Annotated in this window: 18 protein-coding genes and 6 tRNA genes; 6 read left to right on the forward strand and 18 right to left on the reverse strand. The window is 37.6% G+C overall.

Annotation, left to right across the window (positions count from 1 at the left end):
* Positions 1-7: 7 nt before the first annotated feature.
* From pstA to GS400_RS13540, 13 genes are all read right to left on the reverse strand, one after another.
* On the reverse strand, positions 8-886 hold the full coding sequence (pstA, locus tag GS400_RS20065) for a phosphate ABC transporter permease PstA (protein ID WP_201450107.1): 879 nt from the start codon (positions 884-886) through the stop codon (positions 8-10).
* Entirely contained in the window at positions 886-1,827 is a 942-nt protein-coding gene (gene pstC, locus GS400_RS13485; protein WP_370519689.1) for a phosphate ABC transporter permease subunit PstC, read from the reverse strand. Before pstC ends, pstA begins: the two co-directional genes overlap by 1 nt.
* A gap of 89 nt (positions 1,828-1,916) precedes the next feature.
* Positions 1,917-2,894: a PstS family phosphate ABC transporter substrate-binding protein gene (locus GS400_RS13490; protein WP_160102589.1), complete on the reverse strand. Its 978-nt coding sequence runs from the start codon at positions 2,892-2,894 to the stop codon at positions 1,917-1,919.
* 255 nt (positions 2,895-3,149) lie between these two features.
* Positions 3,150-5,360 carry a peptidoglycan D,D-transpeptidase FtsI family protein gene (locus tag GS400_RS13495; protein ID WP_160102591.1) on the reverse strand — a complete coding sequence of 737 codons (2,211 nt, stop codon included), beginning with the start codon at positions 5,358-5,360 and terminating at the stop codon, positions 3,150-3,152.
* An 80-nt stretch (positions 5,361-5,440) separates the two neighbouring features.
* On the reverse strand, positions 5,441-6,715 hold the full coding sequence (locus tag GS400_RS13500) for an MFS transporter (RefSeq protein WP_160102593.1): 1,275 nt from the start codon (positions 6,713-6,715) through the stop codon (positions 5,441-5,443).
* Positions 6,716-6,863: 148 nt separating this feature from the next.
* Complete coding sequence (locus GS400_RS13505) at positions 6,864-7,475, reverse strand: superoxide dismutase (protein WP_027448069.1); 612 nt, start codon at positions 7,473-7,475, stop codon at positions 6,864-6,866.
* Between the two features lie 290 nt (positions 7,476-7,765).
* Positions 7,766-7,841: transfer RNA gene (locus GS400_RS13510), tRNA-Phe, on the reverse strand.
* A gap of 258 nt (positions 7,842-8,099) precedes the next feature.
* Positions 8,100-8,192 (reverse strand) — tRNA-Ser (locus GS400_RS13515).
* Positions 8,193-8,201: 9 nt separating this feature from the next.
* Positions 8,202-8,278: transfer RNA gene (locus tag GS400_RS13520), tRNA-Ile, on the reverse strand.
* Positions 8,279-8,285: 7 nt separating this feature from the next.
* A tRNA-His gene (locus tag GS400_RS13525) sits at positions 8,286-8,361 on the reverse strand.
* A 38-nt stretch (positions 8,362-8,399) separates the two neighbouring features.
* Positions 8,400-8,476: transfer RNA gene (locus GS400_RS13530), tRNA-Met, on the reverse strand.
* Position 8,477: 1 nt separating this feature from the next.
* Positions 8,478-8,552, reverse strand: a tRNA-Asn gene (locus GS400_RS13535).
* 541 nt (positions 8,553-9,093) lie between these two features.
* Positions 9,094-10,731 carry a Na/Pi cotransporter family protein gene (locus GS400_RS13540; protein ID WP_160102595.1) on the reverse strand — a complete coding sequence of 546 codons (1,638 nt, stop codon included), beginning with the start codon at positions 10,729-10,731 and terminating at the stop codon, positions 9,094-9,096.
* A 272-nt stretch (positions 10,732-11,003) separates the two neighbouring features.
* Between GS400_RS13540 and GS400_RS13545 the strand changes: the two genes are divergently transcribed.
* The gene (locus GS400_RS13545) at positions 11,004-11,492 is read left to right on the forward strand and encodes a DUF1189 family protein (RefSeq protein WP_160102597.1); all 489 of its coding nucleotides are present in this window, start codon (positions 11,004-11,006) and stop codon (positions 11,490-11,492) included.
* A gap of 249 nt (positions 11,493-11,741) precedes the next feature.
* Here GS400_RS13545 and GS400_RS13550 read toward each other — a convergent pair whose 3' ends face one another.
* Positions 11,742-12,374, reverse strand: coding sequence for an NfeD family protein (locus tag GS400_RS13550; RefSeq protein ID WP_160102599.1), 633 nt, complete (start codon positions 12,372-12,374; stop codon positions 11,742-11,744).
* A gap of 129 nt (positions 12,375-12,503) precedes the next feature.
* Here GS400_RS13550 and GS400_RS13555 point away from each other — a divergent pair, with 129 nt between their 5' ends.
* Both GS400_RS13555 and ispG read left to right on the forward strand, forming a co-directional pair.
* Positions 12,504-12,896 carry a hypothetical protein gene (locus GS400_RS13555; protein ID WP_160102601.1) on the forward strand — a complete coding sequence of 131 codons (393 nt, stop codon included), beginning with the start codon at positions 12,504-12,506 and terminating at the stop codon, positions 12,894-12,896.
* Between the two features lie 101 nt (positions 12,897-12,997).
* Complete coding sequence (ispG, locus tag GS400_RS13560) at positions 12,998-14,086, forward strand: flavodoxin-dependent (E)-4-hydroxy-3-methylbut-2-enyl-diphosphate synthase (protein ID WP_160102603.1); 1,089 nt, start codon at positions 12,998-13,000, stop codon at positions 14,084-14,086.
* A 42-nt stretch (positions 14,087-14,128) separates the two neighbouring features.
* On the opposite strand, the gene GS400_RS13565 is transcribed toward ispG, so the two are convergent.
* Both GS400_RS13565 and GS400_RS13570 read right to left on the reverse strand, forming a co-directional pair.
* A complete protein-coding gene (locus tag GS400_RS13565) occupies positions 14,129-14,578 on the reverse strand; it encodes a DUF4190 domain-containing protein (RefSeq protein WP_160102605.1) in 450 nt (149 codons plus the stop codon).
* 125 nt (positions 14,579-14,703) lie between these two features.
* Positions 14,704-15,414 carry a lytic transglycosylase domain-containing protein gene (locus tag GS400_RS13570; protein WP_236560942.1) on the reverse strand — a complete coding sequence of 237 codons (711 nt, stop codon included), beginning with the start codon at positions 15,412-15,414 and terminating at the stop codon, positions 14,704-14,706.
* A 191-nt stretch (positions 15,415-15,605) separates the two neighbouring features.
* Here GS400_RS13570 and GS400_RS13575 point away from each other — a divergent pair, with 191 nt between their 5' ends.
* Together GS400_RS13575 and GS400_RS13580 are read left to right on the forward strand one after the other, a co-directional pair.
* The gene (locus GS400_RS13575; RefSeq protein ID WP_160102607.1) at positions 15,606-15,887 is read left to right on the forward strand and encodes a DUF2624 domain-containing protein; all 282 of its coding nucleotides are present in this window, start codon (positions 15,606-15,608) and stop codon (positions 15,885-15,887) included.
* Between the two features lie 137 nt (positions 15,888-16,024).
* Entirely contained in the window at positions 16,025-16,924 is a 900-nt protein-coding gene (locus tag GS400_RS13580) for a deoxyribonuclease IV (protein ID WP_160102609.1), read from the forward strand.
* 195 nt (positions 16,925-17,119) lie between these two features.
* Here the strand turns inward: GS400_RS13580 and GS400_RS13585 are convergent, their stop codons facing one another.
* On the reverse strand, positions 17,120-18,442 hold the full coding sequence (locus tag GS400_RS13585) for a DEAD/DEAH box helicase (RefSeq protein WP_160102611.1): 1,323 nt from the start codon (positions 18,440-18,442) through the stop codon (positions 17,120-17,122).
* 178 nt (positions 18,443-18,620) lie between these two features.
* On the opposite strand from GS400_RS13585, the gene GS400_RS13590 reads away from it, so the two are divergent.
* On the forward strand, positions 18,621-19,568 hold the full coding sequence (locus GS400_RS13590) for a 4-hydroxy-3-methylbut-2-enyl diphosphate reductase (RefSeq protein ID WP_160102613.1): 948 nt from the start codon (positions 18,621-18,623) through the stop codon (positions 19,566-19,568).
* 51 nt (positions 19,569-19,619) lie between these two features.
* On the opposite strand, the gene GS400_RS13595 is transcribed toward GS400_RS13590, so the two are convergent.
* Positions 19,620-20,117 carry a peroxidase-related enzyme gene (locus GS400_RS13595; protein ID WP_160102615.1) on the reverse strand — a complete coding sequence of 166 codons (498 nt, stop codon included), beginning with the start codon at positions 20,115-20,117 and terminating at the stop codon, positions 19,620-19,622.
* Positions 20,118-20,238: the final 121 nt, after the last annotated feature.

The following is a 20,238-nucleotide window of genomic DNA, read 5'->3' on the forward strand; positions in this document are numbered from 1 at the left end:
AATTCTTTTATAATCTCTTCTGAAATTTATTTCGAATAAAGACAGCTGTTGCATTCATTAATAATAAGACGATAAGCAATACCATAATTCCAGCCGCAGCAACAAATTGCCATTCTGCTTGAGGACGCCCTACCCAGTTATATATCTGTATCGGCATCGCTGAGTATTTCGAGAAAAGGCCGTCTGGAGTACTATAAATGGTTGTAGCTGCACCAACAACAATTAATGGTGCTGTTTCTCCGATTGCACGTGATAAAGCCAAAATCGATCCGGTTACCATTCCAGGAATTGCTGCTGGTAGAATAACACGTAGAATGGTTTGCCATTTTGTTGCTCCCATACCGTATGAAGCTTCAAGAAGATCATTGGGAACAGAACGAATAGCTTCTTGAGCCGCCACAATGATTACAGGTAGTATTAATAAACTTAATGTTAATCCCCCTGCAAGCAATGAATAACCCATCTCTAACATATAAACAAAGAATGTTAAACCTAACAAACCATAAACGATTGAAGGTACACCTGCTAAGTTTGAAATATTAACTTGAATAAAACGAGTTAATTTATTTTGTTTAGCATACATCTCTAGATAAAGTGCTGTTGAAATCCCTGTAATAATTGATACAGGCGCTACTACAAGCATTAGAGCTATGGTTCCTCCCAACCCGGCTAAGATTCCCGATTTTTCAGGAAAAGGAGCTGGGTAACTTGTAATATAATTCCAATTAAAATATCCAAGTCCTTGAGTCAACACACGAGCAATTAGCAGGACAAGAACAATTAATCCTACAAGCGTGGATATAAAGAATAACGTACGAAAGAACTTATTTAAGGCTAAACGATTTTTTATTCGTTTTTGCACTTTTGTTTCATCCATGCCTTGCATTAGTATTCCTCCCTAAATTTGCGAGCAATATATTGAGAAAGTAGATTCATTCCAAGGGTGAATACAAACAATGTCATTCCTACTGCGTAAACACTGTAATAAATGTTTGAACCGAATGTTGTATCCCCTTTAATCCCCTGCACAATAAATGCAGTTAACGTTTCAATCGAAACTAAAGGATTGAATGTAAGGTTAGGTGTTGCACCTGCCGCGATCGTCACGATCATAGTTTCGCCAATTGCACGTGAAATCGCTAGTACTGTTGCTGCAACAATTCCCGAGAATGCAGCTGGAACAACGACTTTCCATGCAACTTCAAAACGTGTACAACCCAAAGCAAGAGCCCCTTCTCTAAGCCCGTTCGGTACAGAATTCATCGCATCTTCAGCTAATGATGCAATCATAGGTACAATCATTATACCTACTACTAAACCTGCACTTAAGGCATTAAAGATATCCATCTCAGGAAATATTACTTGTAAAATCGGCGTAACAAACGTTACAGCAAAATAACCGTATACTACGGTAGGGATTCCTGCTAAAACTTCTAATGTTGGCTTAATCGTTCTTCTTACTTTATCACTTGCATATTCACTCAAGAAAATGGCTGAAGCTAATCCAATCGGTAAAGCAACACCAATTGATATAACCGTAATGAGTAAGGTACCTGCAATAAGAGGTAGCACTCCAAATTTACCTGTCCAAGGATTCCATGTGGTACCTGTTATAAAATTCATAAATCCGTTTTGCCCAAAGAATGTAATGGATTCCCGTAACAACGTAAATAAAATACCTACTGTTGTTAAAATGGACAATGCTGCGCATAAGAATAAAAAGACGGGTACGATTTTTTCTATAATTTGTAGTTTGTTTTGTTTAGATTTTTTATTATTAATCATTTGTTGGACGTCAATTTTTTGTTTGTCCTTGAAATCACCCATCATAACAAACTCCTTTCATCACAAGGCAAGGTGAGACTTTAGCAGAAGCCTCACCTGCAATGTTTATTCATCCATAGTTTTCAATGCAATTACTTGCCAGCGATCTCTTTAACTTCTTCAATTTGCTTCTTGTACTTCTCTTCTGGAAGTGCTACATAACCAACGTCTTCAGCTGCAGAACCTGCGTTTTTCAGTGCGAATGTAGTGAAGTCAACAACCTGTGGTTTATTCTTAAGAGACTCTTTACTTACATAAGTGTATAATGGACGAGAAAGAGGATCATAAGAACCATCTTGGATTGTTTCACCATTAGGTTTAACAGGGTTTCCATCACCATTATCAATACCTAGCACTTTAAGGCTATCTTTGTTTTCAAGGTAGTAAGCATAACCGAAGTAACCAATAGCATAAGGATCGTTCTTGATACCTTTTACAAGTACGTTGTCATCTTCGTGAAGTGTTACGTTTTTGTTAGATACCATTTCTTTTTCTTTAAGGATTGCTTCATTGAAGTAATCGAAAGTACCAGAGTCATGTCCAGGGCTATAGATTTTGATTGGCTTGTCTGGCCATTCAGGATTAACATCTGACCATTTTTTGTTACCTGCTTCAGCAAGGAAAATCTCTTGAAGCTGCTTAACTGTAATGTTTTTTAGAAAGTCATTCTTCTTACTTACAACTACAGAAAGACCGTCATAAGCTACTTTAAGTTCTTTGTATTCAATGCCGTTTTCTTTAGCGATTTTCTTTTCTTCTTCTTTAATAGGGCGAGAAGCGTTACTTAAATCTGTGTCTCCGCGAGTGAACTTCTTGAATCCGCCACCTGACCCAGAAACGCCTAGAGAAGTTTCAACATTTGGTGCTTCTTCGCGGTAGTTATATGTGATTACTTCCATGATAGGGTGTACAGTGGAAGAACCATCAATAGCAACAGATCCGGAAAGGTTTCCTTCGCCGTTTCCACCTTCAGCATTGTTGCCTTCGTTAGGTGCATTTCCGCATGCTGCAAGTGCACCAAGTACAAGGGTAAGTGTAAATAGTAGTGCTAAATTCTTGAAACTTTTCATTTCTATTTCCCCCTAGTGTTTGTCGGAATTTGTTGTTCAGTATCAACTGACAATTCTTATACTAACGACATACCTTTAACGCCATATAAATGAAATGTTAAGCTTATGTAAAGATCACACCCCGATTTGTGAATAAAATTCATAAACCCCGATTTCATGCTCTTCATTAAAGGTAGTCTTACTATATATTTTCTAAAAAAAAGACAGGATTATGCGTTTTTTCGCATAACCCTGTCGAATATTTAAGTTATCTCTTTATTCAGAGTCTTGATTCGTTCCTTCAGAATCTTCGTCTTTTTTTTGACCTTCTTTACTTTCATCACTTTGGTTTGAAACATCCTTACCCTCAGCTCTTTGTTTCTTTAGTTCAAAGTAAGTATCAAGCAAACCTCTACCGATTTTTTTATTCGTTGGGTATTGATAACCTCCACTAGTAATAACACCTGTATCAGGTACCACAACAGCAAAAGCTATTTCAGGGTTTTCATATGGCGCATAACCAACAAGTGTTAAGTTCTCTACTGGAATTCGTTCGTAGTCTTTTACATTCCCATCTTCATCACGTATAATTTCGCCGTTTTTATCTTTCACAGGTTCATAGTGAAAACGCTGAGCTGTTCCAGTTTTACCAGCTGCCTCATAATCAGCATCCTTAAAGTAAGTATGTGCTGTACCACCTGATAAGAACACTTCTCTTAACCCTTTTTGTACACGTTGTAGGTAATGGTCTTCTATTGTTATTTTGTTCATAACTTTTGGTTCCTTAGATTCAACTACAGACCCAACTTTGCCACGTTTAGCAACAGGCTCTCTAATTTCCTTTACAAATTGCGGCTTCATACGGTATCCATCATTCGCAATGGTAGAAATGTATTGGGCAAGTTGTAATGTTGTATATGTGTCATACTGACCAATAGCTAAGTCCATCATTTTACCACCAAAGATTTCATCACCTTTGTCACGGCTAGGGGTTAAGTTATCAGGCAGACGCGCTCCTGTCTCGGTACCCAATCCAAATTGACTATAGTAGTTACGCATAACTTGGAATTGTTCAGGATTAAAATCTAATTTTTCATTAGGTTCATAAGTAGGGTCCCCGCCTATACGCATGGCAATATGGAACATGTATACGTTGGATGAATATTTTAAGGCTTCAATATCATTTATCTCGCCTAAATTCCTATAAGAGCTCTTCTCATCCGTCCCTTGTAACTTAATAGGAGAATCGTAAATAGATTCACCTTTTGTAACGACCCCTTCTTCATATCCAGCTAATAAGGTTGCAGCCTTCACAGCAGACCCCGGTTCATACTTACCATTAGCTGCAAGATAGGATGTATCAACGAACTTATTTTCATCACGATCCCACTTTTGACCTGATATCGCAAGAATTTCACCCGTTTGAGGATCCATAGCTACGGCGTAAGCATCGTCCATGTACTGGTTTTTGTTTGGAAACTTATCAATAGCTGCTTTTAACTCTTTTTGTACAATTTTATCTAAACGCTTTTGTAGTTCCATATCTACGGTAAGAACAAGGTCTTTTCCTCGCTCTCCTTCTTGAACAACTTTAGAATTCACCAATTCCTGATCACTATTTGTGGTGTGTTGAATATGTTCCTTTTGACCTTTAAGAACTGTTTCAAACATTTGCTCTAAGCCACTCGTTCCTACACGGTCATTTCGTGTGTATCCACGAGATAAGAAATATTCTAGCCTGTTTTTAGGAATTGAGTTAATAGCACCAATATAGCTCCTGAAGGAAGTATTATAAGGATATTTCCGATTCCAATCAGTTGTCACATTAACACCAGGCAATTCAGTCAAATGTTCTGCAACTCGAGCATACTCCGCAGTTGTTACACCTTGATTTTTAATGACATGTGGAGATAGAGCATATGCTTGATCCAATTCCCGCTTAATCGCAATGACGTCAAGCTCATGACTAGAGAATTTCAGGTCTTCAGCTTTTATTCGATCTAAAAGAATTTCATAAGGGGAAGGTTCTCCGGCTTCTTTTTCCTCCTCTGTCCAGTTCCGTTCATCCTTTGTAAGACGTTCTTTATATGGATTTTCCTCAGTAAGTATCCAATAATCCTGCTTATCACGAAGTGTAACCTCATTATCATCAGGATCGTATTTTTGAATATATTCGGCTAATTTTTGTGCTATTGCTAGCCTTTCCTGTGCATCAGTTGTTTTCATTGGTGTATATGTGATTGAATAAAGTGGCTTATTGTCGACCAAAAGATTTCCGTATCGGTCATACATTTTCCCTCTTGGAACGGGTATTTTTGTTGTTACATTTTCCGTACGATCTATCTCTTCCTGTGCTTCTTGACCATGCAAGATCTGAACTACACCTAATTGTAAAATAAGTGCAGAAAACAACATAAATACAACGAAAAATAAAATATTTAATCGAAAGGGAAGGTGCGATTTATTCTTTTTCTTCTTTTTCCCCATGAGTTTCTCCCCTTTTTACCATATTCTATTGTCATTATAGCATCAAAATACCCCTCTCGACTATGAAACAGAACTCCTGATTACCGATTATCATGATCGGCTAATTTATTTTTGACAAACACGGATTCTTCCTCTGTATCCTTAGTAAATTGCACATCTTTAACAAAGAAATAGATCACGAAATGCCCTACTCCAACGATCATTAAAATATATGGAATAACCGTTTCCGGCGAGAATAAGGATACTCCCAATAGGAAGATACCAATGGAAATGATTCGACCTAAGTTCAAAAATAATTCACGGACCACAATATATTCAATACGCATTTCTGCTGCATGCCAAGCCTTACCGATTACATCATATGTTAGAGATAAATAAGGGACATAGATAATTGGATAAGCCATTCCGATAATCGCAGCATAAATCAGTAAAACAGGATATGTTAAGTGAATGAGTATTAAATATAGAGCCAAATAAAGCGTTAGCCCACCTACAAAAATAGCCCATTTCCGCATGTGCGGCTTAATCATTCTCGTTGCAATATAGTAAAATAAGAAAGAAAAAGCTGAATAAACTAAGTTAAATTTACCTAATGCAAATTCACTTTGTGTTGTGATAAATACCCATATGGAAATTACGAATAAAAATGTTCCTTCTCTTAAACCTTGAAAAATGTGTGCATATAAAATTCGTTTCCAATTCCCATCACGTTTTCTCTCGCGTATGATTCGTTTAAATGTAAAACTTCCTTTTGCAGACCTTCTATTTAAAAAGAAACTACATATTACAGCTAAAACAAAGAGAATGAGGGAGATCGTAAAAATAACTGTGTATCCTGTATTTGATGCTAAACGTGAAATTATATAACCAGCTAATACAGGGCCAATGATCCCCCCAAGTGAATTCAACAGCCCTAAGAAACCATTAAAGAAGTCTCTAGTTTCAGGTTCTGTAATTTCAAATGTAAGTACGTTAAAAGCTAGCCAATAAAACCCATAACCTATCCCTAAAACAGAACCAAGTACAATTTTATAAGTAGCAGCTTGTTCTCCTGCAAACAATACGGTTAAGAAAAACAGGGATAGAAAAATAACCCCAAGACGCAGTACAACGACTCGGTCAATTTTTTTAGCCCATCGCCCAGCTAATATAAATGTTATAGGCTGCATGATATAGATAGACAAATTATATAAAGCAATCGCTATGTATTCACCAGATTGTTTCCATAAGTAAATGTTTACAAATGTATTCGACAAGAAAATGCCCAGAGCATATAAGCCTCCGATGGTTAACAATAATATAAGATCGCGATTTACTTCTACATCTCCTAAAATTGCTTTCAATCTTTTACTCATGCCCCAAACGCCTCCTATACTCTATCCATTATTGTTTTCTAAAAAGGAGACGTTATACAACGGAACATGAAAAGGAAAGAAATACTGAAACGATTGTAGAAATAAAAAAGACACAGCGTTTAGCTGTGTCTTTTTCGAAGTTTCACTATTATTTAGCTGCTACGTAACGCTTAGCAACTTCATCCCAGTTTACTACATTCCAGAATGCAGCAATGTAGTCAGGACGACGGTTTTGGTAGTTAAGATAGTAAGCGTGCTCCCAAACGTCTAGTCCAAGGATAGGTGTTTTACCTTCCATTACTGGAGCATCTTGATTTAATGTGTCCATTAATTCAAGTTCACCATTATTTACAACTAACCAAGCCCAGCCAGAACCGAAACGGCCTTTTGCTGTGTCAGCGAACTTCTCTTTGAAGTTTTCGAAGCTGCCAAATTTTTCGTTGATCTTGTCAGCAAGTTCGCCTGTTGGCTCGCCGCCACCATTTGGGGACATGATTGTCCAGAATAGAGAGTGGTTAGAGTGTCCTCCACCGTTACGACGAACTGCAGTACGGATATCTTCTGGTACTGCATCAAGGTTACCAAGAAGTTGATCAAGTGATTTATCTTGTAGGTCAGCATGCCCCTCTAGCGCAGCATTAAGCTTGTTCACATAGCCAGCATGGTGCTTTGTGTGGTGAATATTCATAGTTTCTTTGTCAATGTGTGGTTCAAGTGCATCATAAGCATAAGGTAATTCAGGTAGTTCAAATTTAGCCATCTTGAATCTCCTCCTTTAAATAGTATGTAGTGGCTTTATGCCAACAATTTTAGAGTACCAAACGCTTTTAAGCCATGCAAATCATATGCATTATCCTAGGTTCAAAGAAGTTCTTAAAAAACGCTCCGCTTTATATAATATCCCAAATTGTTTTATTTCAAACTATCTTTTTCTCAGTTATTGTAAATTTATTCTGGAGATGGATTATGCTCCATGTTTTGAGTACATAAAAAAAGCAAGCGCTCAATGCGCTTGCATGTATTTAAATAATAGAAAGGAGACGATATTAATGGTGGCTCGGGACGGAATCGAACCGCCGACACACGGATTTTCAGTCCGTTGCTCTACCGACTGAGCTACCGAGCCAATATTATTAGGTTTCCACTACTTTTATGCGGTGTTAAGATGTTTATTCAGTGATGAGTTTCCTTGCTGTGCTCGTCACGACAATGATTACTCTACTAGGTGCTGGGCTGCTCCTCGCAGATCCTACAATGATGTATGATCAGCGATGATTACGGATCCTCTACCGACTGAGCTACCGAGCCGTTTTGGTTTTTTAAGATTAGATGAAATCCAAAATAAAAAAAGAGAACATCTGACTTGTTCTCAGTAAGTAAGATATGGCGGAGGAGGAGGGATTCGAACCCCCGCGAGGCGTGAACCTCCTGGCGGTTTTCAAGACCGCTCCCTTCAGCCAGACTTGGGTACTCCTCCGAGATATGATGGTGGACCCTGCAGGACTTGAACCTGCGACCGATCGGTTATGAGCCGATAGCTCTAACCAGCTGAGCTAAGGGTCCTATTATATGGGGCGATTGAAGGGAATCGAACCCTCGAATGCCGGAGCCACAATCCGGTGCGTTAACCACTTCGCCACAATCGCCATATTAGTTAAGGATCCATCATGATATTGTTATGTATTGGTGGCGGCGGAGGGGATCGAACCCCCGACCTCACGGGTATGAACCGTACGCTCTCGCCAGCTGAGCTACGCCGCCCTGGCTCCAACGGCAGGATTCGAACCTGCGACCGATCGGTTAACAGCCGATAGCTCTACCACTGAGCTACGTTGGAATAATGTAAAATGAACAACAATGTTTGTAGAGATTAAGGTGACTACTCAAGTTGTTATTTCTTTTATGCTCGTCACGACCCAAGCTTATTCTGCTAGATGATGGGCTGCTCATCGCAGATCCTACAATGATACTGAATCATCGATGTTTATGGATCCTCTACAACTGAGCTACGTTAGAATAGTATTTGTTGAAAAATTTCGTTACTTCGTTAGCGACAAGATATAATATAACATGTTACAACTATATCGTCAACAACTTTTTTTGATTTACCTTTTAAATGAGTAGCGTTTAAGGCCCCAAAAGAAGCAACACGAATAATATAGCACGTCATAGAATCTCATTCAAGGATTTTCTTAATAAAATATTTAGGTTTTGTTAATTTGAAAGAGCTTCAAAACAAAACTAGAAAACTGATCAGTACTAGCATTCATTAAAAAATATTTAACAATACGCTCACTTTAATGTAAGAAAAAAGCAGTTCAGTTAGAGTACTCATTTTATGCTGTACCCCAAATCTAAACTGCTTTTTTTAGACAATCTTACTGAGCTTCTTTTCCTAGCACTTCTTCAGCAATGTTTACTGCATGATCTCCAATACGTTCTAAGTTAGAGATGATATCAACAAACACAATACCAGCAGGGCCGGTACATAAGCCATTGTTCATACGAATAATGTGCTTTTTACGGTAAGAACGTTCGTACTGATCTATTTGATTTTCTTTTTGTACAACAGCTAACGCCTCTTCACGATCCATTGTTTCAAGAGATTTCATAGCTTGTTTTACTGTAATAAGGGTTAGATTTAACATGTCGTTCAAGTCATCTTGAGCTTGTTCTGTTAAATGAACCTTATTAGAGATTTTATAATCTACAAGTTCAATAATATTTTCAAAGTGATCACCAATACGTTCAATATCACGAACTGAATCAATTAAAGCAGAGTGTTTTGAGCTTTCTAATTCAGTTAATGAAGAACCCGAGAGATTCACAAGATAATCGGTAATTTTTCTATCTAAATTATTTAGAGCTTCCTCATATTGAAGAGCCATATCCGCATGTTTACGTTGATGGTTGTTTAAATACTGGCTTGTTTCTTCAAGTCCTTTGTAAGCAAACTCACCCATACGCATAACTTCTTCTTTAGCTTGGTCTAATGCAAGTGATGGAGATTGCTCAATAAAAATTGGGTCAAGGTGCTGTGGTTTCTGATCCACAGCCGTATCATCACCAGGAATTAACTTCGTCACAATTAATGCTAACAATCCAATGAACGGGAATTGTATTAGCATGTTTGTGAAGTTAAATAAACCATGCGCGAATGCAATCGTCATCTCTTCATTCAGACCTAATGCATCCTTTAAATATTCTATAAATGGTGTGTACAACTGTAATAGAATTAGGAATAACGTTGTCCCCACCACGTTGAAGATTACGTGAGTAAATGCAGCACGCTTAGCTGCAACACTTGCACCAATAGCTGCTAGTACAGCCGTAATTGTCGTTCCAATGTTATCCCCAAACAATACTGGTAATGCTGCATCCAGGCTAATTGCACCTTGTTCAAATAATCCTTGCAATACACCAATTGTTGCTGAAGAACTTTGAACAATTACGGTGAACAATGTACCAATAACTACACCTAAAATTGGCTGTTCACTCATACTTAGAGTTAAGTCTTGGAATGTTTCTAACCCACGTAAAGGTTTCATTCCGTTACTCATAAGCTTCAGACCATAGAAAAGGGCACCAAACCCAAATAAGGTTTGTCCCAAGTAAGTAACCTTTTTACTCTTAAAGAAGAATAACAGCAAGGCACCTACAGCTAATATTGGTAAACCATATTCTTTTAACTCAATACCAATAATAAATGCTGTTACCGTAGTACCAATGTTTGCTCCCATTATAACTCCGATTGCCTGTCTTAACGTCATAAAGCCTGCGTTTACAAGCCCTACCGTTAATACTGTTGTACCCGAGCTACTTTGGATTAGCATCGTTACAAGTGCACCAGCTAGCACACCCATAAACGGGTTTGTAGTAAATTTGTCTAAAAGGTCACGTAAACGGTCTCCTGCTGATTTTTGAAGCCCGTCTCCCATGAACTTTAAACCAAATAGGAAGATACCCAAACCACCGACAAATTGAAATATCATTTCCTGAACATTAACGCCTTCCATAGATAATGCTCCCCTCATCCAAGATTTTTCTTTTTCTACATTTATCTAGAAAAACTTACAAAAGTTTTGCTTTTTCGTGTATTTTTTCTAAGAATCGCAAAACCCTTCACTATTATTAATGAATATTTAAGGTTTTGTAAAGATATTTTTCTTTAATTAACGTTAAATTTACATTAGCTTAACATTTCTATTTTTCTAATTAATATATTGCCTTTTTTCAATTATCTCCGATATGATTAGCATATACTTCATTTCAGTTAGGGTGGGAACTTATGAATATAGGCAAGCAATTCATGTTTAGTTTTTATCACTTGAAAAAGGTTTCAACTTTTCGCATTCAAAAAATCGGTAAACCGATCGGATATTTATTTTTTCTAATGGCTATCTACATGTTACTTAAGATCATCCAAATCATTACCTCTCCTCAGGAAGTTAATTTTGTGGGCGAAAACCAATTCCCATTAGCCTTAGGGCTTCCAATACTTTACCTGTTCACAACCGCATTAAAGTTTATTGGTGTATCCTTTTTGGCAACTGTAGGGCTTGTAATAAATGAGACTATGAAAAAACCGCTTCAATATAAACACACTTGGACACTTTCGGCTTATGCTGTTACTACCCCTACTCTATTATTTGCTATTTTAGAGTTATTTTCATGGCAACCACCTTTTGCTTGGTTGCTCTATTGGGTACTTGCTATTGGTTATCTATACCTTATAATTCGCTATATCCCAAAACCTAAGAAAAGAAACACAAAATGAAAAAGGAGTCCTTGGAGGGCTCCTTTTTATTTTTTATGATTTAGTTGTTAAGGTTGCCAACTCTTGCGATAATGCGACAAGTTGATTTCTAACTCCGTCAGTTTCGTTCATTTGCATTTCTTGCATTTCTTCTGCTTCAAATAGTTGCTTAGCTGATCATACCTAGTGTTTGATTGGTTACTTGATAAAACTCTACCTAAATAATGAAGCTTCATTATTAACGGAGTCTAAATGATTCATGAAGAAGTATTAAACTTCGACCTTTTTCACCAAGATTTTTGTCCCGTCCACACTAACAACTTCAATTTTTTCACCTTTTTGAATCCAGTGACCATTTGAGACTGCGCTAAATTCCTCTTCCTCGATATTAATCGTTCCAACTGGCCGTAAATCTGTCAGTGTTTCACCTTGTTTCCCTTTTAAATAACGATAGGATTCATTCATTGAATTATAGCCTTGTTCAGAACTTAATTGATCGACTAGTGCAATCTTGGACCACATTTGTCTTTTCGGAAAGACTTTCAAGAATAGCAAAGAACCAAATGTCCCAAGTAAAACACCACTCACTCCATAAAGACCCGTTACCCAATCTGGAGCGCTGATCCCCACAGTAAATAACATCATTACTCCACCGAGAGTCGCTAAAGATCCATCATTAATTACTTTTCCATCTATTATAATAAGGGTAAGACTAACTAAATAGATGACGATCATAACGAAAAACATCGTGACGCTTAAATAGGACATAAAGTAGAGCGTTATAAAAGCTAACCCAATAACCCCAAAAATCCCTCTCATATTAACTAATAATTCTCCGAATAAAAACATCGTACCGAAACCGGTTATGAGCAACGCTAACCAAGCTGCTTCAATTGCAATCATACCGTCCACCTCTTTTGTCTTATTAACTTATATACGAATTCATTTTAAAATTTGTTTCAAAAAAAGAAAGAATTTTAACGCATTTGTAGAAATAGTATTATAACGCAGAAGCTTGGAGGGATCTTTCAAATGATTGAAGTAGGAAAAAAATTATTGATTTTTTTCTGTTGTGTACTCTTTGTCGTAAGTATTGGTAAGGATTTAACAACCGGGACATTCCCTAAGAGTTCTGCTCACCAGCAGATCCAACAAACACAAGCTCAGGATGCACCTAAAAAAGAACCCACAACTGAAATCAAGAAGCAGGAAACTAAGCGCTACCAAACCGTCCAGCATAGAGTTACAGCTGGTGAAACGGTTCTTTCCATAATTGAAAAATTAAATACGGACGGTCCTCCTGTAACGATCAAGCAAATGATTAAGGACTTTGAAGATTTAAACCCTGATGTAAAACCGCATCACATCCAGACAAACCGAATCTACACCTTTCCCATCTATAGACAAACTTCAAATCGTCTGTAAAAATGAAGGTGTGTTACTTCATATTTTTCTCTAATACCCTTATAATGGTCATGGTATGTTTTTAAAATTGGTTTTATCGCAATTGTTAAAGGAGCGATTATATGTCTATTACAACACGTGAAAATACACGTCCCGTACAAGTCGGGAATCTTCAAATTGGTGGTAGTGACAAAGTCGTCATTCAATCCATGACAACAACGAAAACACATGATGTAGAAGCTACAGTTAAAGAAATACACCGACTAGAAGAAGCAGGTTGCCAAATTGTCCGTGTTGCATGCCCGGATGAACGTGCAGCTGATGCAATATCTGAAATAAAAAAACAAATTAATATCCCTCTTGTCGTTGATATCCACTTCGACTACCGTTTAGCATTAAAAGCTATTGAAGGCGGTGCGGATAAGATCCGTATTAACCCTGGTAACATTGGGAAACGCCGTAAAGTTGAAGCTGTTGTAAATGCGGCAAAGGAAAAAGGCGTACCTATCCGTATTGGAGTTAACGCTGGATCTCTAGAAAAACGCATTTTAGAGAAATATGGATATCCGACAGCTGATGGAATGGTTGAAAGTGCTCTTCATCACATTCAAATTCTTGAAGAGCTAGACTTCCATGACATTATTGTATCTCTAAAAGCTTCTGACGTACGTTTAGCTATTGAAGCATACGAAAAAGCTGCTGAGCATATTTCTTATCCATTGCACTTAGGTATTACGGAGTCTGGTACCCAGTTTGCTGGAACAGTAAAAAGTTCAGCAGGTTTAGGTGCCATTCTAAGTAAAGGAATTGGTAGTACACTACGGATTTCACTAAGTGCTGACCCAGTGGAAGAAGTAAAAGTAGGCCGTGAGTTACTCAAAACATTCGGACTTTCCGATAATGCCGCTACTTTAATTTCTTGCCCAACTTGCGGACGTATTGAAATTGATTTAATTTCTATCGCAAATGAGGTTGAAGAATATATTCAGACCATTAAAGCACCAATTAAAGTCGCTGTACTGGGTTGTGCTGTTAACGGTCCAGGTGAAGCACGTGAAGCTGATATTGGTATTGCCGGAGCACGTGGTGAGGGATTATTATTCCGCCATGGTGAAATCATTCGAAAAGTTCCAGAAGAAACAATGGTTGAAGAACTTAAAGTTGAAGTCGACCGTATTGCAGAAGAATATTTAGCTCAAAAAGAAGGATAAATAGAAAAGAGCAGCCTATCTATGTAGGCTGCTCTTTATTATCTAAAATGGAGCAAAGAATAAGGTGAGCAAAATGGAAATGGCACCCGCGATAATCGCTGTATTACCTAGCGTATCTGCACCTCTGCGCTTCGCCATAAATCCTACAATGACACCTGCGGCTCCGAGTATAACAGGCATAATAAAAAAGGATACGATGGATAGCACAACAGCTAACCACCCCATGCCCGCATGGACATCTTTATCCATGTCTGTCTCTTTTTCACCTGATTTTACCGGTTCACGTACTGTGTTGTTATCGATTGCCGCTTCTTGAGCAAATTCAACATCATCAGTACCAGGCATTAAACTTGGGCTATCTGCCAGTGTTTCTCTTTCCTCTAGATCATTAAGTTCATGATCTTCAACGTTTTTTATTTCTTTTGCTTCCTCATCATCAATATGAGGGGTTTCGTCCACATGTTCTTCATGCTTTTTCTTGGATTCATCCATTATTTGTCCCTCACTTTCCTTTAGAGGTGCAACCTTAGTTTATGGAGATGCATCAAGTATTTACGTGGAAAGTGATGTTATTTTTAAAAAAAGCTCCTAAAAAGGAGCTTTTTTTGTAACTAATATTATTGTGCAGCTGCAACTGCATCATGTGATTTTGCTTTTCGTTGGATTTTTTCAGCATACCAGCTTTTTGCGTGTCCATGTTCTTCTTTATACTGTTCTAAACCACCCATGCCGCGGTGATATGCCGTTAATGCCTCATCCCAATTGCCATACTCATGATGTAAATAATCTAAATAAATAAAGGATAATTGCATGGAGTAATAAGGGTCAAATAGCAATTCTTCTTCATAAGGCAAACCACCCATTTCCGCAATCCAAGGAGCCGTATTTTTCATAAACTGGGACATTCCATAAGCTCGTCCATATTTAGTTGGAGGACCAACTAATTTCGGATTAAATGTATTTCCTGTTTCAACTTTCAAGAGCTCATAAACTAAGTACGGATCAATATCATATCTTTTGGATTCTTTAACTAAATATAAGGCCCATGACTTTTTAAACCTTCCTTCACTTTCTGATACCATCTTTTGTGCCATTTGATCAAGTTCTGGCCACACATAGTATCCGTTCTTTTTCTTTTGAGAATCTTTTGGACTGGACATTAAGTAATCATTCTCTGATTTTAATTGTTGATTTTGGTTTGCTAATTGTTTGTTTTCACTTTCTAATGCGACGGTTCTTTCTTTATAAAAGTAAAGCATCAGCATAAAACATAATGTAATGTAAACAAAGACAAGGAACATATTTGCATAAGGCTTCATACGTGCCATGGTTCCCCTCCTTTTCAAAAGTAATATCTATATATCAGACAAAAGTCACATGAACCTCAACTATACTAACGAAAGTTTGGATGGATTGCAACGAAAATACTCATATTCCATAATTATCTAAATAGTAATGGGCACATTTCATTCATTTCTCTCATAGGATAAAAAAGACAGACTACGGAAAGAGGGATATAATGAAAAACATGATTAAACAAGTTGTTAAGCAGAAATTAAAAACTCTCACCGTTGATGAATTAATTTCCTATGCCAATGAGTACAACTTGTCCATTACTCCAAAACAAAGTGAACAGATCATAGCGTTTTTAAAGAAAACAGACTTAAATCCATTAGATGAACAAGACCGGATGAAAGCCCTAAAAAAATTAGCTCAAATTACTGACCCACAAACAGCACAAAAGGTTAATAAAATTTTTCATGGCATTGTAAAAGAAAACGGTTTGTCTCACTGGTTCTAAGCTACGCCACTAGTAATGCTTGCTTTTTTCTTCTCGTACCGATCAGTTGACCAATTCCCCTATTTTCTTTATAGTATGAACAGCATCATTACTTATGTAATCGCTTGTTTGATTATACAGATAAGGGAGTTGTCAATATGTTAAAACTAGGTTCCCACGTATCCATGAGCGGGAAAAACATGCTAAAAGGTGCGAGCGAAGAAGCCGCTTCTTATGGCGCTAATACATTCATGATTTATACAGGTGCTCCACAAAATACAAGACGTAAAGCGATCGAAGATTTAAACATCGAGGCTGGCCTTGCACATATGGAAGAGCAAAGCATTGAAGAAATCGTTGTCCACTCTGCTTATATCATTAATATTGGAAACACTGTAAAACCTCACGTATATGAGCTAGGCGTTGATTTCCTAACAAATGAAATTGAACGAGTGGAAGCTTTAAACAAAGCAAACCAAATCGTACTTCACCCAGGTTCCCATGTTAGCCAAGGTCAAGAAATTGGCTTACAACAAATCATTAAAGGTCTTAATGAAGTTTTCGCTAACAAACCAGATACCAAATGCCAAATTGCTCTAGAAACAATGGCTGGTAAAGGTAGTGAACTTGGACGTAGTTTTGAAGAACTTGCCACGATCATTGAAGGTGTGGAGGATAGCGACAAGCTTTCAGTCTGTTTTGATACCTGTCACACACATGATGCAGGCTACGACATCGTCAATGACTTTGACGGTGTTTTGGACGAGTTCGACCGAATCATCGGACTTGATCGCCTTAAGGTTCTCCATATTAATGACAGTAAAAATGAACGCGGTGCTGGTAAAGACCGACATGAGAACATTGGATATGGTCACATTGGATTTGAAGCACTTAACTACATTGTGCACCATCCAAGGCTTGCCGATATTCCAAAGATTTTAGAAACGCCATATGTAGGTGAAGATAAGAAAAACAAAAAGCCTCCTTATCAATATGAAATCGAAAGCTTACGTTCTCAAACCTTCACGGATTGGAGATCAGAACTGTTAAACAGTTAATCTCCCTAGATCGGCCCCTGGTATTTTTACCAGGGGTTTTTATAATCTCTTTTTTACCCTGAATACTCTTTAGACTTATTTACCTGATTTTCCACAATATCAAACATGAAAATCACATCCTTTTCAAATCAAGTCGGAATACCATTTAAATAAATAACAAAAAAGACTAACCAGTAACTGATTAGTCTTCAAAACTTATTTTCTTCTATTGTTCTTCGGATTAGGGTTCATTTTCTTTTTAATCGCTTCTTGTTGACGTTTCATTTTCTTTTTATATCCTGGCTTAACTTTTTTAGGCTTTCGTACTTTCTTCCAAGCTTCACGGTCCGTTTCGTTTTCTTGCTTTTTACGGGCAGAACGCTCATTCCAATCCTTAATGAGCTCCCACTCGCCTTTTTTAATATCATAACGATCAAATTGAATACCGGATTTTTCAAGCTTAGCGATTAACTTTTCGTCTTCATCCGTATAAAGGTTAATCGCAGTACCTTCTAACCCAGCTCGAGCTGTACGACCAACACGGTGGATATAGAACTCCTCTTCTTTAGGTAAATCGGCGTTAATCACATGACTAACTCCTTGAATATCAATACCTCGAGCCGCTAGATCTGTTGCGACAATGTATTGATAACGGAGGTTTTGAATGTCCTTAAGAACGCGCTTACGTTCACGTGGAGATAATCCACCATGAATAACACCAACTTCTAACCCTTTTTGAGTTAGCTCAGCTGCTAGTTCATCAGCTCGTTCTTTTTTATTAGCGAAAATGATTGCCAAATATGGCTGAATCAGTTCTGAAACTTTGATAATCATATCCGCTTTATCACGATGTCGAAGAGGAATTAACCTATGCTCCATATTTTCAGGGGAAGGTTTCTTTTCCTCAGCATGGATGTGAGCTGGATTCTCTAGATACTTGTTCAAGAATGGTTTTAGGCGCTCAGGAATGGTTGCAGAGAAGACTAAGATCTGTACTTCTCGATCCATTCGAACAAGGATTTGGTCTACTTCTTCAATAAACCCTAAATCCAACATAAGATCCGTTTCATCGATCACCATGGATTTAGCTGTGTAGGTATCAAGTGCACCTTCTTTGATTAAATCAAGAATGCGGCCAGGTGTACCCACAACAATTTGTGGCTGCTCTTTTAACTTTTCCATTGTCTTTTGCTTATCTGTACCACCAACAAGCAACTTAGCACGCCAGTCTTGTTCTTTTTCTCCTAATTGAATCATCTTACGGACTTCATTATAAATTTGTGTTGCTAGCTCTCTCGTGGGAGCTGTAATGACCACCTGAACTTCCTTTTTAGAAGCATCAATCTGATTAAGCAATGGGATTAGGTACGCATGTGTTTTCCCAGAACCTGTATGAGATTGGCCGATGATGCTGTCATTGCGTAATACAGAAGGAATCACCTTTTGTTGAATAGGTGTAGGCTCCTGAAAATTTAACTTAGAAATAATATCATTCATCATTGGTTGTAATCCAAATGATTGGAATTTTTGATCTGTCATTTTTGTACTCCTTTACGTTCTACTCTTGCTTTTCTATTATAGTAGAGTCTTGACAAATAATCCATCTTTCCTTTTATCATTTAATGGACTCTCTTTGTAATATAAGGATTTTCCCTTTATAATATAATAAGAAACTTTGTATGAGATGAACTCGAGGAGTTAGAGGGGGAAACCGAACATGGAAGTAATTAAAATTGCTCCTAGAGGATACTGCTACGGAGTCGTGGATGCGATGGTCATCGCTCGAAACGCCTCTAAGGATCCAAATTTACCTCGTCCTTTATATATTTTAGGGATGATTGTCCATAATCAGCATGTAACCGAAGCATTTGAAGAAGAAGGTGTCGTAACATTAGACGGCAAAAACCGCTTAGAGCTACTGGAAGATATTCATGAGGGAACCGTCATATTCACAGCTCATGGCGTATCACCAGAAGTGAAAAAGCGTGCTGAGGAAAAAGGTTTAACCGTCTTAGACGCAACATGCCCAGATGTGACAAACACCCATGATTTAATTCGCAAACAAGTTGCTGAAGGATATGAAATTGTCTATATTGGCAAAAAAGGACACCCTGAGCCTGAAGGAGCCGTGGGAGTAGCACCAGACCATGTGCACCTGATTCAGAACGAAGAAGACGTTAAGGACTTAAATGTCACAAGCGATAAAGTGATGGTAACCAACCAAACGACAATGAGTCAGTGGGATGTTTACGATGTCATGGTAGCTGTCCAAAATAAATTTCCACAAACTGAAATGCACCAAGAAATTTGTATGGCAACTCAAGTAAGACAGGAAGCTGTTGCTGAACAAGCTGGAGAAGCAGATTTAACCCTAGTTGTCGGGGACCCAAGAAGTAATAACTCATGTCGCCTACAACAAGTATCTGAAGAAAAAGCTGGAACAAAAGCTTATCGCATCTCTGATGTAAGTGAAATTGAATATGAATGGCTTGAAGGGGTTGAAAAAGTAGCTATTACAGCAGGCGCATCAACTCCTACACCTCTTGTTAAAGAGGTCATCAAGTTTATCGAGAAATATGATGTAAATGATCCTGAAACATGGGATCGCACTTCTAAGGTTGAACAGCGTAAGATCTTGCCTAAGGTTAAAACGAAAAAAGCTTAATATGATTAATGAAGCAAAAGTGCTTTGGAATTTAAATTCCAAAGCACTTTTTTATAATCCAAGCCCTACCGACATTTGATTCGTATAAGTCGTATAAGCCACAACTTGATTGATTTCGAAAATTTCTTTTTCCCTATATCCATGACTTTGCATTTGAGTTATATCTTCTTTGGTTACTGAAACAGGCTTAGAGGTAAGTTTTTCTGCGTAGTTCAAAATGGATTTTAGTTTCTCATCCCAATCCTCTGATTGATAATTGGTTAGCTTTTTTACTACTTCGCTCTCCCCAATTAATTCTCCTAAAACGGTAGCATGACTTTTGGTGCAAAACTCACATCCATTTTTTATTGATACGTACGTAATAATAGCCTCCCGATAATCATCTGAAAGAAATGTATTTTTCACCGCATTCTGTAAAGGTATGAATGCTTCTAGTATATCTGGTGAATGAGCCACCATTCGATTGAAAATTGGAACAGGTTTTTCAAGTTCTTCATATATTTTATATTCTTTTAGGTTTTGTTGTTTTACGGGTTTGATCCACGGCATAAATGTAGCTCCTTTTTTATTTAGTATAACCTTTATTAATCATTTAATTTTGTTTCATTATATGGCAGTTGTATGGAATAAGCATTTCGTGGAAAGGTACTAAACTCCCCACCCAAAAAAG

Source organism: Pontibacillus sp. HMF3514 (assembly GCF_009858175.1).
Taxonomy (GTDB): Bacteria; Bacillota; Bacilli; order Bacillales; family BH030062; genus Pontibacillus.

Coding starts and splice junctions, on each gene's coding strand:
- pstA (WP_201450107.1), bottom strand. CDS start 886: ATGCAAGGCATGGATGAAACAAAAGTGCAAAAACGAATAAAAAATCGT.
- pstC (WP_370519689.1), bottom strand. CDS start 1,827: ATGGGTGATTTCAAGGACAAACAAAAAATTGACGTCCAACAAATGATT.
- GS400_RS13490 (WP_160102589.1), bottom strand. CDS start 2,894: ATGAAAAGTTTCAAGAATTTAGCACTACTATTTACACTTACCCTTGTA.
- GS400_RS13495 (WP_160102591.1), bottom strand. CDS start 5,360: ATGGGGAAAAAGAAGAAAAAGAATAAATCGCACCTTCCCTTTCGATTA.
- GS400_RS13500 (WP_160102593.1), bottom strand. CDS start 6,715: ATGAGTAAAAGATTGAAAGCAATTTTAGGAGATGTAGAAGTAAATCGC.
- GS400_RS13505 (WP_027448069.1), bottom strand. CDS start 7,475: ATGGCTAAATTTGAACTACCTGAATTACCTTATGCTTATGATGCACTT.
- GS400_RS13540 (WP_160102595.1), bottom strand. CDS start 10,731: ATGGAAGGCGTTAATGTTCAGGAAATGATATTTCAATTTGTCGGTGGT.
- GS400_RS13545 (WP_160102597.1), top strand. CDS start 11,004: ATGAATATAGGCAAGCAATTCATGTTTAGTTTTTATCACTTGAAAAAG.
- GS400_RS13550 (WP_160102599.1), bottom strand. CDS start 12,374: ATGATTGCAATTGAAGCAGCTTGGTTAGCGTTGCTCATAACCGGTTTC.
- GS400_RS13555 (WP_160102601.1), top strand. CDS start 12,504: ATGATTGAAGTAGGAAAAAAATTATTGATTTTTTTCTGTTGTGTACTC.
- ispG (WP_160102603.1), top strand. CDS start 12,998: ATGTCTATTACAACACGTGAAAATACACGTCCCGTACAAGTCGGGAAT.
- GS400_RS13565 (WP_160102605.1), bottom strand. CDS start 14,578: ATGGATGAATCCAAGAAAAAGCATGAAGAACATGTGGACGAAACCCCT.
- GS400_RS13570 (WP_236560942.1), bottom strand. CDS start 15,414: ATGGCACGTATGAAGCCTTATGCAAATATGTTCCTTGTCTTTGTTTAC.
- GS400_RS13575 (WP_160102607.1), top strand. CDS start 15,606: ATGAAAAACATGATTAAACAAGTTGTTAAGCAGAAATTAAAAACTCTC.
- GS400_RS13580 (WP_160102609.1), top strand. CDS start 16,025: ATGTTAAAACTAGGTTCCCACGTATCCATGAGCGGGAAAAACATGCTA.
- GS400_RS13585 (WP_160102611.1), bottom strand. CDS start 18,442: ATGACAGATCAAAAATTCCAATCATTTGGATTACAACCAATGATGAAT.
- GS400_RS13590 (WP_160102613.1), top strand. CDS start 18,621: ATGGAAGTAATTAAAATTGCTCCTAGAGGATACTGCTACGGAGTCGTG.
- GS400_RS13595 (WP_160102615.1), bottom strand. CDS start 20,117: ATGCCGTGGATCAAACCCGTAAAACAACAAAACCTAAAAGAATATAAA.